Origin of the sequence: Prochlorococcus marinus str. MIT 9401 (genome assembly GCF_000760095.1) — a bacterium.
In the GTDB taxonomy this organism is placed as follows: Bacteria; Cyanobacteriota; Cyanobacteriia; order PCC-6307; family Cyanobiaceae; genus Prochlorococcus_A; species Prochlorococcus_A marinus_I.
Map to the genome: position 1 here is coordinate 35,448 of NZ_JNAR01000017.1, position 17,559 is coordinate 53,006.

The 17,559-nt window shown below is 32.3% G+C and carries 19 protein-coding genes; 12 read left to right on the forward strand and 7 right to left on the reverse strand.

Features of this window, described 5'->3' with window-relative positions; all coding sequences use genetic code 11:
* Nucleotides 1-4: 4 nt before the first annotated feature.
* From ftsY to EV01_RS00685, 4 genes are all read left to right on the forward strand, one after another.
* Complete coding sequence (ftsY, locus tag EV01_RS00700; RefSeq protein ID WP_032518049.1) at nt 5-1,264, forward strand: signal recognition particle-docking protein FtsY; 1,260 nt, start codon at nt 5-7, stop codon at nt 1,262-1,264.
* Nucleotides 1,265-1,331: 67 nt separating this feature from the next.
* Nucleotides 1,332-2,675, forward strand: coding sequence for a PP2C family protein-serine/threonine phosphatase (locus tag EV01_RS00695; RefSeq protein WP_032518050.1), 1,344 nt, complete (start codon nt 1,332-1,334; stop codon nt 2,673-2,675).
* Between the two features lie 62 nt (nt 2,676-2,737).
* Nucleotides 2,738-4,117 carry an argininosuccinate lyase gene (gene argH / locus EV01_RS00690; protein WP_032518051.1) on the forward strand — a complete coding sequence of 460 codons (1,380 nt, stop codon included), beginning with the start codon at nt 2,738-2,740 and terminating at the stop codon, nt 4,115-4,117.
* A gap of 116 nt (nt 4,118-4,233) precedes the next feature.
* Nucleotides 4,234-4,881 carry an RNA recognition motif domain-containing protein gene (locus tag EV01_RS00685; protein ID WP_032518052.1) on the forward strand — a complete coding sequence of 216 codons (648 nt, stop codon included), beginning with the start codon at nt 4,234-4,236 and terminating at the stop codon, nt 4,879-4,881.
* On the opposite strand, the gene dusA is transcribed toward EV01_RS00685, so the two are convergent.
* Nucleotides 4,878-5,882 carry a tRNA dihydrouridine(20/20a) synthase DusA gene (gene dusA / locus EV01_RS00680; protein ID WP_032518053.1) on the reverse strand — a complete coding sequence of 335 codons (1,005 nt, stop codon included), beginning with the start codon at nt 5,880-5,882 and terminating at the stop codon, nt 4,878-4,880. The genes EV01_RS00685 and dusA overlap by 4 nt on opposite strands.
* Before the next feature lie 22 nt (nt 5,883-5,904).
* Here dusA and msrB point away from each other — a divergent pair, with 22 nt between their 5' ends.
* The 5 genes from msrB (at nt 5,905) to rsgA (ending at nt 9,485) form a co-directional block, all read left to right on the forward strand.
* Nucleotides 5,905-6,399, forward strand: a complete 495-nt coding sequence (gene msrB, locus EV01_RS00675; RefSeq protein WP_032518054.1) for a peptide-methionine (R)-S-oxide reductase MsrB — start codon at nt 5,905-5,907, stop codon at nt 6,397-6,399.
* Nucleotides 6,400-6,474: 75 nt separating this feature from the next.
* Entirely contained in the window at nt 6,475-7,194 is a 720-nt protein-coding gene (gene grpE, locus EV01_RS00670) for a nucleotide exchange factor GrpE (protein WP_032518055.1), read from the forward strand.
* A 29-nt stretch (nt 7,195-7,223) separates the two neighbouring features.
* A complete protein-coding gene (gene dnaJ / locus EV01_RS00665; protein ID WP_032518057.1) occupies nt 7,224-8,348 on the forward strand; it encodes a molecular chaperone DnaJ in 1,125 nt (374 codons plus the stop codon).
* Nucleotides 8,348-8,581 carry a sulfurtransferase TusA family protein gene (locus EV01_RS00660; protein ID WP_032518058.1) on the forward strand — a complete coding sequence of 78 codons (234 nt, stop codon included), beginning with the start codon at nt 8,348-8,350 and terminating at the stop codon, nt 8,579-8,581. The genes dnaJ and EV01_RS00660 overlap by 1 nt, the downstream gene beginning before the upstream one ends.
* On the forward strand, nt 8,568-9,485 hold the full coding sequence (gene rsgA / locus EV01_RS00655) for a ribosome small subunit-dependent GTPase A (protein WP_032518059.1): 918 nt from the start codon (nt 8,568-8,570) through the stop codon (nt 9,483-9,485). Before EV01_RS00660 ends, rsgA begins: the two co-directional genes overlap by 14 nt.
* Here rsgA and EV01_RS00650 read toward each other — a convergent pair.
* The 3 genes from EV01_RS00650 to murC are packed head-to-tail and all read right to left on the reverse strand — an operon-like array spanning nt 9,451 to nt 12,136.
* Nucleotides 9,451-9,801: a YbaB/EbfC family nucleoid-associated protein gene (locus EV01_RS00650; protein WP_032518522.1), complete on the reverse strand. Its 351-nt coding sequence runs from the start codon at nt 9,799-9,801 to the stop codon at nt 9,451-9,453. The genes rsgA and EV01_RS00650 overlap by 35 nt on opposite strands.
* 17 nt (nt 9,802-9,818) lie before the next feature.
* Nucleotides 9,819-10,712, reverse strand: a complete 894-nt coding sequence (murB, locus tag EV01_RS00645; RefSeq protein WP_032518061.1) for a UDP-N-acetylmuramate dehydrogenase — start codon at nt 10,710-10,712, stop codon at nt 9,819-9,821.
* Complete coding sequence (gene murC, locus EV01_RS00640) at nt 10,709-12,136, reverse strand: UDP-N-acetylmuramate--L-alanine ligase (protein ID WP_032518062.1); 1,428 nt, start codon at nt 12,134-12,136, stop codon at nt 10,709-10,711. Before murC ends, murB begins: the two co-directional genes overlap by 4 nt.
* Before the next feature lie 194 nt (nt 12,137-12,330).
* Here murC and gap point away from each other — a divergent pair, with 194 nt between their 5' ends.
* Entirely contained in the window at nt 12,331-13,353 is a 1,023-nt protein-coding gene (gap, locus tag EV01_RS00635; protein WP_032523314.1) for a type I glyceraldehyde-3-phosphate dehydrogenase, read from the forward strand.
* 1 nt (nt 13,354) lies between these two features.
* Here gap and thiL read toward each other — a convergent pair whose 3' ends face one another.
* Nucleotides 13,355-14,341: a thiamine-phosphate kinase gene (gene thiL, locus EV01_RS00630; RefSeq protein ID WP_032518063.1), complete on the reverse strand. Its 987-nt coding sequence runs from the start codon at nt 14,339-14,341 to the stop codon at nt 13,355-13,357.
* Nucleotides 14,334-15,425 carry a peptidylprolyl isomerase gene (locus tag EV01_RS00625; RefSeq protein ID WP_032518065.1) on the reverse strand — a complete coding sequence of 364 codons (1,092 nt, stop codon included), beginning with the start codon at nt 15,423-15,425 and terminating at the stop codon, nt 14,334-14,336. Before EV01_RS00625 ends, thiL begins: the two co-directional genes overlap by 8 nt.
* A gap of 43 nt (nt 15,426-15,468) precedes the next feature.
* On the opposite strand from EV01_RS00625, the gene efp reads away from it, so the two are divergent.
* Entirely contained in the window at nt 15,469-16,029 is a 561-nt protein-coding gene (efp, locus tag EV01_RS00620; RefSeq protein WP_032518092.1) for an elongation factor P, read from the forward strand.
* Nucleotides 16,029-16,535, forward strand: a complete 507-nt coding sequence (accB, locus tag EV01_RS00615) for an acetyl-CoA carboxylase biotin carboxyl carrier protein (protein WP_032518066.1) — start codon at nt 16,029-16,031, stop codon at nt 16,533-16,535. The genes efp and accB overlap by 1 nt, the downstream gene beginning before the upstream one ends.
* Here accB and pdxA read toward each other — a convergent pair.
* A complete protein-coding gene (gene pdxA / locus EV01_RS00610; RefSeq protein WP_032518067.1) occupies nt 16,512-17,546 on the reverse strand; it encodes a 4-hydroxythreonine-4-phosphate dehydrogenase PdxA in 1,035 nt (344 codons plus the stop codon). The genes accB and pdxA overlap by 24 nt on opposite strands.
* Nucleotides 17,547-17,559: the final 13 nt, after the last annotated feature.

A 17,559-nucleotide genomic window follows, 5' to 3' on the forward strand; every position in this document is an offset into this window, starting at 1 on the left:
ATAAATGACTAATACTGATTCTGATAATTCAAGAGAGTGGGCGGCAGAAGCTTATGCCCTCTTAAAAAAAAGACAAGAGGAGCAAAAACAAGAATTAAAGAATCAAGAGGAGCAAAAACAAGAATTAAAGAATCAAGAGGAGCAAAAACAAGAATTAAAGAATCAAGAGGAGCAAAAACAAAATATAGGCGATCCTGGTATTAGAGATAATATTCAGGAATCAAATAAAACTATATCTGAACCTGAGTTAGGAGAATTTGATGATAATTTTACTTGGTCGGCAATGGTTTTAGCTGCTCAAGGAAAAAAAAAGAATCAAATATCGCTAGATGAAATTAATTGGTTAACTAAATTAAGAAGAGGGTTAGAGGAAACAAGAAAAGGATTTGTCACTGAATTATTAGAAAAATTGGGAGATGATCCTCTAACTCCTGAATCTCTCGATGATTTAGAGACTCTATTGATAAGGGCAGATGTTGGGATTGATTCAACTGATAAAGTTATAAGTTCACTCAGAAAAAAATTAAACGAAGAAGTCGTGGGTGGAGAAGCAGGAATAAAATTCTTGAAGAGGGAATTAAAATTAATCATCGACAAACCAATAAAAAATTCTGGTAATGATCTTTTAGTTCCTCAAAAGGGTAAGCTAAATGTTTGGTTATTAGTAGGAGTTAATGGCGTTGGTAAAACAACAACATTAGGCAAATTAGCATATTTGTCTTCAAAAAGTAACTATAAAACATTGATTGCAGCTGCTGATACCTTTAGGGCTGCGGCAGTGGAACAACTAAAAGTGTGGGGTGAGAGAAGTAATGTTGATGTTATATCTAATCAATCAAAAAACGCTGATCCAGCGGCGGTGGTTTTTGATGCAATCAATTCTGCAAAAAAAAGAAATGTTGATTTATTACTAGTTGATACAGCAGGTAGATTACAAACGAAAAATAATTTGATGGACGAATTAGCAAAAATAAAAAAAATTATTGATAAAAAAGTACCAGATGCAATCATTGAATCATTATTAGTTTTAGATGCAAGTCAAGGCCAAAATGGCTTAAAACAAGCAAAAAGTTTTGCTAAAACAGCAAATTTAAGTGGAGCAATTATTACTAAGTTAGATGGTACTTCAAGAGGAGGCGTTTCTTTAGCCGTTTCTGAAGAAGTAAATTTGCCCATAAGATTTATTGGGGCTGGAGAAGGGATAAAAGATTTAAGGCCTTTTAATAGTTATGAATTTGTGGAGGCTTTGCTTGCAGATCAATAAATATTTAATCAAATTTTTTTAAAAATTTAATTTTAATGTTAAAACATATTTATCTATTTAATTTGTGGTGACAAATAATCAAAAAGAAAAATTATTTTCTAATAAATTTATTCAAAAATTTTTAGATAATGAATCTAAAGTATCTTTAAAAAATAAATATAAATTTTCTGAAATTGCTTCTTCATTGGCATATTATTTAAAATCTTTTTCCAATATAAATAAATTTTTAGATTATATATGCTTAATTTTTAAACATATTTTTAACGAAAAAATAATATTAATTATTCCCTTAAATAATAATAAAGATATATGGTATGAAAATATTAAAATTTCTGCTGATAATGAAAATTTTAAAATTCAAGAAGAAATTAATAGTTTTATCAAACAATTTAATTTTTCTAAAAACTTTAAAATAAAAGAAATTTTATCCTTTGAAAACTCTTTAAAAAATAATTTTTTAGGGTACAAAATCGAAACAGATAAAATATTATCCCGAGGTAAATGCAGAGGTTTTATTTATATTTTTAGCAAAGATTTTTCTAGTGAGTCCATTATAGATGATTCTAATTTTAATTTTATACAAAATTGTCTTGCCGTTGGATTAGAAAATTACTATTTAATAAAAACAAATAAAAAGCATGAAAATGTAGAAAGAGAAATTTCTACAGGAGCTGAAATTCAATCTCGATTACTTCCTGATTATTGTCCAATTATTTACGGTTTAGATCTTGCAGCTCATTGTAGACCTGCACTCCAGTTAGGCGGAGATTACTATGACTTCATGTGTTTGAAAACGAATATTTCTGAAAAAAGAAAAGAAAAAGCTAGATGGGCTTTGGTAATAGGTGATGTTATGGGTAAAGGTATTCCAGCTGGCCTTCTAATGACTATGCTAAGAGGAATGTTACGTGCCGAAGTTCTTACAGGTTTGCCCCCAGATAGAATTTTGCATGATTTGAATCAATTAGCGATAAACGACTTAGATCAATCGCATAGATTTGTGACATTGTTCTATTCAGATTATGATCCTAGAACTAAAAAATTGAGGTTTGCTAATGCGGCACATAATCCTCCTTTACTTTGGAAAAGCTCAGATCAGAAAATTATTAAATTAGATGCAGAAGGATTTGTTCTTGGATTACAAAAAGATGCTGAATATAATTGTGGCGAAATTAAGCTTCATGAAAATGATTTAGTTCTCTATTACACTGATGGAGTAATTGATACTTCAAATTCTTTAGGTGAAAGATTTGATGAGGAAAGGTTAATTAAAACGCTCACAAAATTATGTAAACAATCTTATTCATCTCAAGAAATCTTAAATAAAATCTTTAAAAAGTTAGATGACTTCACTGGACAAAATAGACATTTGGAAGATGATGCATCTATTGTTGTTTTTCAATTAAAGTAGATAATTTTTGTCACCTATATAAAAAAATGCTTTATTAGAGATATCTAAAGTTATTAGTTGATATGGCAAAAGTTTGGAGTAAAAGGTTTGATAATTCACTTAATCCTTTTATTGAAAAGTTTAATGCTTCAATTGGCTTTGATAAAAAGCTTATTTTAGAAGATATAGAATGCTCAATTGCACATGCAAAAATGCTTGGAAAAACTCAAGTTTTATCGTCTTCAGAGGTTTCGCAAATTATTAATGGTCTTGAGACAATTAAAGATGAGTATTTAGAGGGTAAATTTTCTCCTAACCCACCTTCTGAAGATATTCACTACTGTATTGAAGAAAAATTAATTAGTTTAATAGGTGAAACTGGAAAAAAATTACACACAGGCAGAAGCAGAAATGATCAAGTTGGTACAGATCTAAGATTGTGGCTAAGAAAAGAAATTGATATTATTGAAAGTTTAATAATTGATTTGCAAATATCCTTTTTAAATCTCGCTAAATCTAATATTTATACATTAATTCCTGGATATACACATATGCAAAGAGCCCAACCATTATCTCTGGCTCATCATTTATTGGCTTATTTAGAAATGCTTCAAAGAGACCGCGAAAGGTTTAAAGAAGTAAGAAAAAGAGTCAATGTTTCCCCATTAGGAGCTGCAGCATTAGCAGGTACAAAAATAAAAATAGATAGGAACTTTACAGCTAAAGAATTAGGCTTCGAAAAGATTTATAAAAATAGTATTGATGCGGTTAGTGATAGAGATTTTTGTATAGAGTTTGTTTCCGCATCTGCTTTGGTAATGTCTCATTTAAGTAAAATTTCAGAGGAAATAATTTTATGGGTAACTGATGAGTTTTCTTTTGCAAAATTAACAGATAAATGTGCTACTGGGAGTAGCTTAATGCCACAGAAAAAAAATCCAGATGTTCCAGAATTGATAAGGGGTAAAACGGGAAGAGTTTATGGGCATCTTCAAGCATTATTAACTATGGTCAAAGGAGTACCACTTGCATACAATAAGGATTTTCAAGAAGACAAAGAGCCAATTTTTGATACAGCAGAGACAATATCTTCCTGCATAAAAGCGATGACTATTTTAATTAATGAGGGGATTGAATTTAATATAAAAAATTTAGCTGCTTCGGTGGAAAATGACTTTTCTAATGCTACAGATTTGGCTGATTACTTAGTTGGTAAACATGTTCCCTTTAGGACCGCTTATCAAGTTGTGGGTGAAATTGTTAAGTATTGTTCAGAGAGAAAATTGTTATTAAGAAATCTTAAAATTGATGAATTTAAAAAATTTCATTCCGGATTTGATCAGGATGTTTTTGCGGAGCTTGAACCTCTTAATGTTGTTAAGTCTAGAATAAGTGAAGGAGGAACAGGGTTTACCCAAGTAGAAAAAGAGATAAAAAACTGGCAAAAAAAATTGTTAATTTGAATATCAATTGTTTTTCTACAACAAGGGTATACTTTGAAGTAGAATAGTAATGTAATGTTATAGAACTACTAAATGTAGTTTTTTTAATTAGGTAATTTTTCTTTGTTGAGTTTAAAGTGAGTATTTTTGTTGGCAATTTGCCTTTCCGTGCAGAGCGTGAAGATGTTTTACAATTATTTGCCCCTTTTGGTGAAGTTTTAAATTGTTCCCTTCCTCTTGAAAGAGATACTGGAAGAAAAAGAGGATTCGCATTTGTTGAGATGGCGGATGAATCAATTGAGTTAGCAGCTATTGATGGTTTGCAAGGTAGCGAGCTTATGGGTAGGCCTTTAAGAATCAATAAGGCTGAGCCAAGAGGATCTGGTGGATCTCGAAGAGGAGGAAGAGGCGGCTACGGCGGTGGAAATAATAGCGGTGGTTACGGTGGTGGCTACGGAGGTGGAAATAATAGCGGTGGTTATGGTGGTGGCTACGGCGGTGGAAATAATAGCGGTGGTTACGGTGGTGGAAATAATAGCGGTGGTTACGGTGGTGGCTACGGCGGTGGAAATAATAGCGGTGGTTACGGTGGTGGCTACGGTGGTGGCTACGGTGGTGGCAATTCTGAACACAATAACTCTTATACTAATAAATCTTCAGGAGCAGAAGGTTGGGAAGATAGAAGTTATGGAAACTCTTCTGAAAATGCTGAATATGAAAGTGGTAGAAGCAGGAGAAAAAGAGGCGTTTCTAATGAGAACAATGTTTCAAACGAGGAAACTTAATAGCCCATTTCTTTAAGTCTAGTTGTTATTTTCAGCAGATATTCAATGTCTAATTCTTTTTTTATAGATTTATTTGAAATTTGATTCCTCCAAATTTTTGCTTTTGGAATACCTTCAACTAAATTTATTAGATGCTTACAAATATCCCAAGATTTTCCTCCATTACTTAAGTGTTTTTCTATGTATGGAATCAAGGAGAATATAATTTCTGAAGCAGATTTGGCTTTTTTGTTAATACCATAAATTTTTTTATCAATTTCAGACCATCTTAAAGGGTGTTTATATATCGATCTTCCAATCATTACACCATCAAAATCACATAAAGCCTTTAAGGATTCATCGATATTTGTAAAGCCCCCGTTGATTTCTATTAATAATTCTGGATTTAATTTTTTTAATTTTTTTACTACATCGTATTTAAGTGGAGGTATAGTCCTGTTTTGTTTTGGATTGAGACCTTTTAATATCGCTTTTCTTGCATGAACTGTAAATCTGTCTGCACCAGCATTTGCTACATCCCTTACAAAATTATTTAAATTTATGAAACTATCATCGTTATCCACACCGATTCTGTGTTTGATCGTGACTGGTAAGTTGCAGTTATTTTTTAACGATTCTATGCATTTTGCTACTTTTTCAGGATCTTTCATTAATGAAGCGCCAAAATTGCCTGAGCAGACTCTTGGACTTGGACAACCAACATTAAAGTTTATTTCGTCATAACCCCAATCTTGTGCAATGCGAGCAGCTTCTTTAAGAATTACAGGATTGTCTCCACCGAATTGAATCGATATTGGGTGTTCTTCATAATTAAAATCTAGAAACTTTTCTTTTTCATTTGTATAAAACAAACTTTGGGCCACAATCATTTCCGTATATAAAAGGGCTTTAGAGCTTATTTTTCTCATTATCATTCTGAAATGTTTATCGGTACAATCCATCATTGGAGCAATACTTAATTTATGAATATTTTTCATAGAATTAGGTTGATACAAATTCATTACTTTTATGTGATTTAAATATATGAATCAATTTCAAACAAGAAGATCTTTTATTCTAATCCCTATTATGTCAATCTTAAAAATAATCTTTAAGCCCATGAAAGTTTTAGCCTCTTCAATTGGTTCTAAAGAAGAGTGGAATTTATCTAAAGATGAATGGAAATCTAGGCTTAGTTCAGAATCTTATTATATTTTAAGGGAGGAAGGGACTGAAAGAGCTTTCAGTAGCCAGCTAAATTCCGAAAAAAGAAAAGGGGTTTTTCACTGCGCAGGATGTGATTTGCCACTCTTTCTTTCTGATAAAAAGTATGATAGCGGCACAGGATGGCCAAGCTTTTGGGATTCAATTAATGGATCAGTTGAAACGAAGGTTGATTTCAAACTCATTGTCCCGAGAACCGAATATCATTGTTCTAGATGTGGAGGCCATCAAGGGCATGTCTTTAATGATGGTCCAGCCCCCTCAGGAAAAAGATACTGCAATAACGGGTTAGCATTAAGGTTTGTTCCTGATTAAACATTTGTGCGGCCTTCCGCAACTTGTTTTGTGCGTCATTTTAATGGAAAATAGTCTTATTAAATTTTTAGAAAAATGATTGAAAATCAATCAGACAATGTTGAAAATAAAGATAATGATATTTCTGATCAGGATAGTCCTCCCGAAGTTACTCCATCTCCAGAAGATGCATCGATTGAACTTGATGAATCATCAAATCAAAAATCAGAAGAAATAAATACTGAAGAACTAAAAAATACTATTTCTAATAATGATGCAAGGTTAGAACAGTTAGAAAAAGAGCATGAAACTTTAAAAAATCAATACGTAAGAATTTCAGCAGATTTTGATAATTTTAGAAAAAGGCAATCTAGAGATCAGGATGACTTAAAAATCCAACTTGTTTCTAAAACTATAACTGCAATTCTTCCTATTGTTGATAATTTTGAGAGAGCAAGACAACAACTTAAACCAGAAAGTGAAGAAGCTCAAGCTCTCCATAGAAGTTATCAAGGATTATATAAACAATTAGTAGAGGTTTTAAAACAACAAGGAGTTGCGCCGATGAGAGTTGTTGGTCAGCAGTTTGATCCTAATTTACATGAAGCTGTATTAAGAGAGCCTAGTGAAGAGTTTAAGGAAGATGAGATTGTAGAAGAATTACAACGAGGATATCATTTAGAAGGTAAGGTTTTGCGTCATGCTTTGGTTAAAGTTTCCATGGGACCTGCAAAACAAAATTCACAAGACGAATTAGAAAAGGATAAAGTTGAAAGGGATATTGATTCAGAGGAAAATACTTCTGAAGATGTATAAAGTTCAAATTTTTACTTGAGTATTATCTAATGGCTGATTTTTACCAAATACTTGGAGTCTCAAGAGATGCTGATGCGGATACCTTAAAAAGGGCTTATAGAAAATTAGCTAGGCAATATCATCCTGACGTAAATAAAGAACCTGGTGCTGAAGATAAATTTAAAGAAATTGGCAAAGCTTATGAAGCGTTGGCCGATCCTGAAACAAGAGCTAGATATGATCAGTTTGGAGAGGCCGGCCTTGGAGGTGCTGCTGGAATGCCTGATATGGGTGATATGGGCGGCTTTGCAGATTTGTTTGAAACCTTTTTTAATGGCTTTGGTGGACAAAATCCACAGGGTGGAAGAGCTCAAAGAAGAGGCCCTCAACAAGGAGACGATTTAAGGTACGATTTGAATATTGACTTTAAAGATGCAATATTTGGTCAACAAAGAGATATTAAAATTCCTCATCTTGAGACATGCGAAATTTGTAAGGGAACAGGTGCCAAGCCAGGAACAGGTCCAAAAACTTGTTCAACATGTGGAGGAAGTGGACAAGTTAGAAGAGCTACGAGAACACCTTTTGGTAATTTCACACAAGTTGCTGAATGCCCTTCCTGTAATGGAGCTGGTCAGATAATTGCAGATCCCTGTATAAGTTGTGGCGGTAATGGAGTAAAGCAAATTAGAAAAAAATTAAGAATTAATATACCTCCGGGAGTTGATACTGGTACTAAATTAAGAGTTTCCGGAGAGGGAAATGTTGGTTTGAAAGGTGGACCACCTGGAGATCTGTATGTTTTTATCAAAGTTAGGAATGATTCAAAACTTAAAAGAGATGGTGTGACTATTTACTCAGAAATAGCTGTGAGTTATTTACAAGCTATTTTAGGAGATACTGTTGAAATTAATACAGTTGATGGAAATGTTAATTTAAAAATTCCAAGTGGTACTCAACCAAATACAACTCTCTCGCTTGAGAATAAAGGGGTACCTAGACTTGGTAATCCAGTTGCAAGAGGAAATCATGAAGTTTTAGTAAAGGTAAAATTACCAACTCGTATAACTGACGAAGAACGAAAGCTTTTGGTGGGTTTAGCTTCACAATATTCAGATAAAAATATTAATTCTAGTACTGGATTATTTAGTAAATTATTTGGAAAAGAATCCTAATGGCTTTTTTAAAGCACTTGGATCTTAAATCGGTTCCATGTCCTTTAAATGTTGTCAAAATGAAATTGGCTTTAGAGAAGTTATCCAAAAATGAACAACTGATAATTGAACTCGATAAGGGGGAACCAGAAGAAATGGTATTAAAAAATTTAAAAGATATGGGAAGTTTGTTTAAACAAATCAAAGAAAATGAAAAATTTATAACAATAAAAATATTTAATGAAAAAAAATAGTAAATACTTAGGTTTAGTTACAAAAAAATTTAATGAATTTTTTTTAGTTGACTTAAAAAATCAAGGAAATTTCGGGGATATTGAGAGGTTTTTATGTAAGGTAAGAAAGTCTATAAATTTCAAAGATCAACTCATTTATGTAGGAGACCAAGTAGTAATTGATAATATTGATTTAATAAGCAAACGCGCAGTAATAACAAGTGTAAAAAAAAGAAAAAATTTATTAGCTAGACCCTCAGTTGCAAATATTTCTAATATTTATATTACTTTTTCTGTTGCAGAGCCAGAGTTAAATTTATCTCAAGTTAATAGGTTTTTGATATCAGCAGAATCGATGGGAGTTGAAGTGTCATTAGTTTTGACGAAGTGTGATTTAATTTCAGATAAAAGAAGATTGTTCTTGCTTGATAAATTCTATAAATGGGGTTATCAAGCAATAACTTTAAATTTAAGGAAATCTGATCATTTTAAAAATTTATTAGCTGAGTTAAAGGAAAAAGAGTGTTCAATCTTTATGGGCCCATCCGGTGTTGGTAAAACTACTTTGCTAAATATGTTAATTCCAGGCTTACAAAAAAGTACTGCTCCAGTTTCCAATAAAATCAAGAGAGGTAAAAATACCACACGAAATGTTGAGTTATTTTCCGTCTCAAATCAAAGTTATATTGTTGACACTCCTGGTTTTAATATGCAAGATTTTGAGGTTGATATTAGGTTGTTGCCAAATCTTTATCCAGAAATATATAAACAAATACTCGATGAAGAAATTAAGTGTAAATTTCGTAACTGCTTACATGTGAATGATGAAGGTTGCAATTTAAATAAATCTTTCGAAAGATATTCTTTTTACAAAGAAATGATCGAGTCTTCTAAGAGTCACTATTATCAAAACCAGGAAGATTAAGATTTAATCCACCAGTCAAGTCATTCATCCTTTCTTTCATAGTTGTAGTAGATAATTCATGAGCTTTTTGAATAGCTTGTAAGATATTTTGCTCTATTTTTTCTTTATCTGAATTTAAAATATTTTCTTGCACTTCTACCTTTAAAGGTAGTTGGTTGCCACTTATCCAGACTTTGATCATTTCATCATCACTTTTTCCTTCAATCTCCATATTTTCAAGTTCATCTTGTAATTTTTGAGCATCTTGCTGAATTTGTTTTGCTTTTTTAAAAGCTTCTGTAAGTTGTCCAAAGTTAGGAAGTCCAAAACCCGCCATTTTGTAAAAAAGTTTCTTTAATTAGGATAGTCAAAACCAATCATTCTTACTTCAGGTTGCAAAAAAATTCCTTTGTTTTGTAGTACTTTTTGTTGAATTACAGTTATTAATTCATAAATATCTTTTGAACTTGCTGACGAATTATTAATTATAAAATTTGAATGCATTGAAGAAACTTCTGCACCCCCAACTTTAAATCCCTTTAAACCTATATCGTCAATTAATTTTGCTGCATAATTATTCTCAGGATTTTTAAAAACACTGCCAAAACTTGGTTGGTGATATGGCTGTGTTTCCGTCTTTAATTTAAGGTTATTTTTGGTTGTTTGAATTAATTGTTCCATATTTCCATTAGGCTCAAAATGAAGTTTTGCACTAATAATTGTTAAATCATTTCTTTGAAAAGAGCTAAATCTATATTGAAACTTAATATCTTTTTTATCAATTTCAAGTTTTTCATAAGTTGTATTATTAATAACCGTCACAGAAATAAGATTTTTCGCTAACGATAATTTTCCTGTCCCAGCATTCATATAAATTGCACCTCCTAGTGTCCCTGGAATCCCGACAGCCCATTCACCTCCTTGTAATCCATTTTTAGCAAGAGAATTAGATAATGTTGGGAGCATTACACCTGCTTCCGCTTCAACAATTCCTGAATATGGCTCTATAGTTAATGACCTCAATTTTTTTGTACATATAACTAAACCTTTTATGAAAATATTATTGATTAAAAGATTTGAACCCGCACCAATTATTTGGCATTTTTGTTTGTTTAAATGAGCCCATTTTATTAGATATGAAAATTCGTCTAGATTTCTTGGCTCAGCAAAATATTCAGCTACTCCTCCCACTTTTATAGTCGTATAACTACTTAGATTAAAGTTCTCAGAAAAAATCTTTTTAATCATAAATTATTTAAGCTTTTAAATTTTTTTTCATTTAAAATCGACCAGAAATTATGACAATCCCCAGCCCCCATATTTAAAATTAAATCCCCTTTTTGAGTTAATTCGTAAAAATTCTTAGCAATTTCATGATAATTATTTATATAACTAACATTTTTGTTTTGTTTATAAATTAGATCAGCGATAATTTTTGAAGTAATTTGATCTTCGTTTTTTTCTCCTGCTCCATAAATTCTTGTTAAGTAAATAACATCTGCTTTTGATAATTCTTCAGCAAATTCCTTACTAAATTGCTTTACTCGAGAGTATCTATGAGGCTGAAATATTGCTATTAATCTACTTTTTTGAGGTTCATTATTATTCTTTTGCTTAATAAATAATCTCCCTAATTTGATCGTCTCTTTTATTTCGTTTGGGTGATGTGCATAATCATCATATAAATTCCTCTCATTAAGTTGCCCTTTAAATTCAAATCTTTTTTTTGGGAGCTTAAGGTATTTTATATTTTTCTTAATTTCTAAAAAATCTACACCTATCATTCTTGAGGCTGCTATGGCAGCAGTGATATTCGATAAATTGTGTAGGCCTGGAATTGGAATGTTTATATTACTTATGAAATTTCCATTTTCATAATATTTTCCAATAGTGTGGCTTTTATTAATTTCAGTAGGAATTAAGGCATAAGCAACGTTTATTGCTCTAGTGTTTGACCACTTATTATCAGAATTAAAATTGTTCCTTATGATTTCGCAATCAAAATTAATTAATAATTGTTTAGAATTTAGAGCGAAGTTTTTAAAGGAAGATATTACTTCTTCTAGATCAGAGAAATGATCACAATGATCAAAATCAATGTTATTAATTATTCCAATTTCAGACTTATAGTTAATTATTGTGCCATCAGACTCATCAACTTCAGCTACTAAGAATTTTGTATCTTCTAAATAACAATTAGAATTGTAGATAGGAATTATTCCCCCAGTTATTGAAGAAGAATTATGTGTACATAAATCAAGCAGTGTGGAAAGAAATGTACTTGTTGATGTTTTTCCATGGCTACCCGCAACAGCCAATGAAGTATAAGACTGCATTAAAAGTGAGAGAATCTCTGAACGATGTTTTACTGTTAAATTTTTTTTTCTGCAATACATTAATTCTTCATTTTCTGGCTTGATAGCTGTGCTTACAACAAAATTAATCAATTTGTTGTTAAATTTTGAAGTTATAAATTCAATATTTTGTCCAATTTGAGAATTAAAGATAATTGCACCTAATTTTTCTAATTTATTCGTTTCATTGTTTTTAACTAAATCAGATCCTGAAATTGAATATCCCTTTTTTAGTAAACCCATTGCAACTGCTGACATTCCAATACCTCCCACTCCAATAAAATGAAAATGATTTTTAGGTATTAATTCTTTGTCCAATGTTTATCTTTTCCTTAAATTAAAAATAACTTCAAAGTAAAATGTTGGTATTTTTTCTTAAAAAAAAATGATTTTTTTTCTGGAATTAATACAAAACTAGACTTATTTGCTTAATAAATTAAAAAAACCTTACGTTATTGCACAAAATTCAGTATGATCAGCAACTTAGGTTAATCATTTGGAAATTATTAGTTATGACTTTGCGTGTTGCAATTAACGGGTTTGGCAGAATTGGTCGAAACTTTATGCGTTGTTGGCTCAGTAGAGGTGCTTATACCAATATTGAAGTAGTAGGTATTAACGTAACTTCAGATCCCAAGACTAATGCTCATCTTTTAAAATACGACTCAGTCCTTGGTCAGCTTGATGGCGTTGAAATTCAGTATACTGACGACACTTTTGTAATAAATAATAAGACAATCAAGTGTTTTTCTGATAGAAATCCATTGAACCTCCCCTGGAAAGACTGGGGTGTAGATTTAGTTATTGAATCAACTGGAGTTTTTAATACTGATGTTGGAGCAAGCAAGCACTTAGAGGTGGGAGCAAAAAAAGTTATCTTAACGGCTCCTGGGAAAGGGGCTGGTGTCGGTACTTATGTAGTTGGGGTTAATGCTGATACATATAATCACAAAGACTATGATATTTTGAGTAATGCTAGTTGTACTACCAACTGCTTAGCTCCAGTAGTGAAAGTTTTAGACCAAACTTTTGGGATTAATAAGGGTCTGATGACTACAATTCATAGCTATACAGGTGATCAAAGAATTCTAGATAATAGTCATAGAGATTTAAGAAGGGCTAGAGCCGCTGCAACTAATATCGTTCCAACCTCTACAGGAGCCGCCAAAGCAGTTGCATTAGTTTACCCAGAAATGAAAGGCAAATTGACTGGAATTGCAATGAGGGTTCCAACACCCAATGTTTCTGCTGTGGATTTCGTTTTTGAATCTTCTAAATCTGTCACAAGCGAAGAAGTAAATAATGCTCTTAAGGAAGCATCTTTAGGTTCAATGAAGGGTATTATTAAGTACGGTGATGAACCTTTAGTATCAAGCGATTATGCAGGTACCAATGAATCATCTATTGTAGATAGTGACCTTACTATGTGTATCGGAGATAATCTTGTTAAGGTTCTTGCATGGTACGACAATGAATGGGGTTATAGTCAGAGGGTTGCAGATTTAGCAGAGATTGTTGCTAAAAATTGGGAATAACTTAAAAGTGTTTAAAAGGTGTATTTTTTAATAACGCATCCTTTTTATTATTTTTAAATTCTATTGATGGTTCACCATTAGCAAAATAGCCGATTTTGGTAATATTTTTATCTAGTCTAGTTAAATTCTTTGCCCATTTTTTGGGCAATGAGAAAACTAATTCGTAATCTTCTCCACCAAAAAAATAATATTCGTCCCATTTATCTCCTTTTGGCCAATCTTTATCCTTGGGTATTTTTTCATAATTCAAAATTGCTTTACATTTGCTAGCAATTGCTAAATCTTGTATGGCTTGAAATAGACCATCACTACTATCAGTACAACCTAATTTGTTAATCGTTTTATTGGAGCGAGTTTTAAGAAGATTTTTTAGAAAATCTGGGTAAACTTTAGGCTGACAAAAATGTTCGATTGACTTATTGATTAATCTCTTATTAAGAGAAACATTATCATCAAAATTTATTTTACTCTGTATCATAAATCCTAATTTGCTAAGACCATGAATTCCTGTAGTTAAGATAATATCCCCTGGTTTACAGGCATTTCTTCGTAATTGAAGTTCTCCTTGAACCCCAAAGGCTGCTATTGATATAGTTTTTTGATTACCCTTGGAGCAATCTCCTCCAAGAATTATCCCACCATAATTTTTTAAAGCTTTATTGATTCCTTTATACAACTCTTCAACCCAAATCCATTCAGTGTCAGCTGGTAGAATTAAACTTACTGTAATTCCTATAGTTTTCTTACTGCCACTGGACAATAAGTCAGAGATGTTGCTCACAACTGCTTTCCATCCAAGGTCTTTAGGGCAAATAGTAAGTTCATTGAAATGAATATTTTCAACCAAAGAATCATTATTGACAAGTAAGTCGTTATTATTAGATTTGATTAGAGCGCAATCATCTAAAACTTGATTTTTAGGCATAAACTTTCCAAGCCTATTAATTAGTTCTTTCTCCCCTATATCTTCTATTGTTTCTTTATGCATTTAACTTGAGGTACTCAATCCCCTCCAAAACATCAATTGAGATTATTGTGTCATCTTTGGTTAGCTCTTCTAATACATCAAAACCATCTACTACATAACCAAAAGCAGCATTTCTTCCGTCAATTAAATTGCGACCTGCTGGATTTAATTCTGCTTCATATAAAAAGAAGAAAAATTGTGATGACCCGTCATCAACCGCCGTATTTGAATGGGACCAGCCAAGAGTTCCAAGTGTTGCGAAAGGTAATGTTGGTGTTTCTGTGTAAAGACCTAAATCTTCAAAAGTTTGATTATAAAAAGTTTCTTTTTCATCAGGAATTCTAATTTCTAAAGGAACGTGACGTTCTTCATTTGTTTCGGGATCTACATAACCAATTGCCTCACCAATTGGATCGCCTGTTTGTAGTACAAAAAATTCTTCTGCTCTATTGATGGGTAAATCTTTATAGAAATTTTTTGAGGATAAATCTATAAATGCTCCTGCTGTAAGTGGTGCATTAAACCCATCTACAATAGCTTTCATATCTCCTTTAGAGGTTTTAATATTAACTTTTGCTCGACCTAATAATCTTGGAAGATTATCAAACTCTTCTGGAATATCGTAAGGAAATTTATTTGGTAGGAAATATTCTTCTAATCCCCCTATTTTGTCTAAAGCTTCTTTTCGTGTTGCTATAAATGAATATTTATCTTTCGATTTCGAATAATCTTGAAGGCTATCAAAGTTTTCTTTGAGTTCCAAAAATGTTTTCTCAGCAATCTTCTTTTTTTCAATTGGTAATTCTTGGACTATTCGATTTTGATATTTTTTTAGCAAAGATTGACATTTTGTAACAGTTTTCGCAAGCGCTGGCCATCTTCCTCCTCTAACAAGGTCACTTGTTTCTTCCAGTTTGTGTTGAATTTCTTGTAACTCAACTTGCTTGATGGGGAGTGCGTTTCTGAGGATTGCATTAGGGTCTTTTACTGCATTTCCAGTAGGTAAATCAGCTAATACTTGAATTGGTTTAAAGAGAAAAACGTGTAAAATTACGATTAATAAACTCAAAAAAAGTTTGTTCTGATTTGATAAGAATTTTTGCATAGCACTCTTGCAGGTTTATGATCCTTGGGGATGTAATACAGGAATGATTTCCAGTAACGATTTTCGCACAGGTACCACCATTGAATTGGATGGACAAGTTTGGCGTGTTGTAGAATTTCTACATGTCAAGCCTGGCAAGGGTTCTGCTTTCGTGCGAACAAAATTAAAATCAGTTCAAAGCGGCAACGTAGTTGAAAAAACTTTTCGTGCCGGAGAATCAGTACAGCAGGCTATCCTTGAGAAGTCTAACCTGCAGCATACTTATGTGGAGTCTGGTGATTATGTTTTTATGGATATGTTGAGTTTTGAAGAAACAAGACTATCCTCTGAACAAATTGGTAAAGGCGCAAAGTATTTGAAAGAAGGTATGGAAGTTAATGTTATTTTCCATAATGGTAAAGTTTTAGAAGTGGAACTTCCAATATCTATTACCTTGAAAGTTACAGAGACCGATCCTGGAGTAAAGGGTGATACTGCTAGTGGGGGCACGAAACCAGCTATTCTAGAAACAGGTGCTCAAGTTATGGTTCCTTTATTTATTTCTGTGGGAGAAATGATTAAAGTTGATACTCGTAACGATAGTTATCTTGGACGTGAAAATTAATTGCTATGAAATTAGATCATGAAGACTTAGATCGCATAATAGAGAAAATCTCTTCTAGCGATTTTCAGGAATTTTTACTAGAAGGAGAAGATTTCAAACTCGAAATAAAACGGCATTTATTAGATCAGAATCAAACTACTACTAATTTGGTTTCTAATACTGCATTTGATGGACAAAAAATTGCTAATCAAAAATCCATAAATGATAATGTATCAATAATTAATGAGCCCGAGGTGCCTCAAGTGGCTCCTCCTGGACGCTCAGATCTCACTGAAATTACTTCTCCTATGGTTGGTACGTTTTATAGGGCCGCAGCGCCTGGGGAGGACCCATTTGTTGAAGTGGGAAATATTGTTAAGGTCGGCCAAACTATTTGTATTTTGGAAGCTATGAAGTTGATGAATGAAATTGAATCTGAATTTAACGCTGAAATAGTAGAAATTCTGGTTGAAAATGGAACGCCAGTGGAATTTGGTCAAGTTTTAATGCGAGTTAAACAGTCTTGATTTTCTAGATAATTCTATTGCCGCTTTTATAGCCTCAATCATGCTTTGAGATTGAGCGATTCCTTTACCTGCAATATCAAATCCTGTCCCGTGATCTGGAGATGTTCTTATAAAGGGTAAACCTATCGTGGTATTTACTGAGTAATTAAGAGCTATAACTTTCATTGGTATTAAACCTTGATCATGATACATAGCTAGAATGCCATCATGTTTTTCAGCATCTTTGTCTCTCCAAGCTTTTGCGGAAGAATTCCAACAACTATCTGGAGATAAAGGCCCTAATAATTTAATTTCTCTATTCTTTTTATTCCAAGTGACTAATGCGTCATTGAGCCAATCTTTTTCTTCATTCCCCAAAATACCTTCTTCGCCAGCATGAGGGTTTAATCCGGCAACTTTGAAAGTAGGTTTATCAACATAGGCACTACAAAAATCTTTGAAAAGATTTAATTTAGAATGGATTACTTCTATATTTAATTTCTTGGGGACTTCTTTAAGAGCTATGTGGGTTGTAGCGAGTAAAGTATTGAATCTCCAACCTGTAATAGGTGATTTTGCTGTGAATAACATTCCAACATTGTTTACTCCACAAGATTTCGCTAATACTTCAGTTTGCCCAGAAAAGTAATGACCTGCTAAAGACCATGATTTCTTGCAAATTGGGCCAGTTACAAGTGCTGAATCAGGAGTCTGTTTTACAATCTCAATTGCTTTTTTTAAGTAATAAAAGCTTGAATTACCATAATTTGATTTCTGATTATTACCAGATGAAGAAACTTCGAGATCATAAATTTTAAAATTATTAGGGTTTGCGAGGTTTTCTAAACCTAATGATTTAAGGTGATTATGTGTATTTTGTAAATTTTTTTTTGAACCTACTAAAATGTATTCAATGTTTTTAGGTACTTCATCAGACCAAAGAGCCTTCAAGATTATTTCAGGTCCAACCCCAGACTCATCTCCCACGCTTAAAATTATTTTAAATTTATTATTTTTATTCTTAAGATTCATAAAAAGTTCTTGA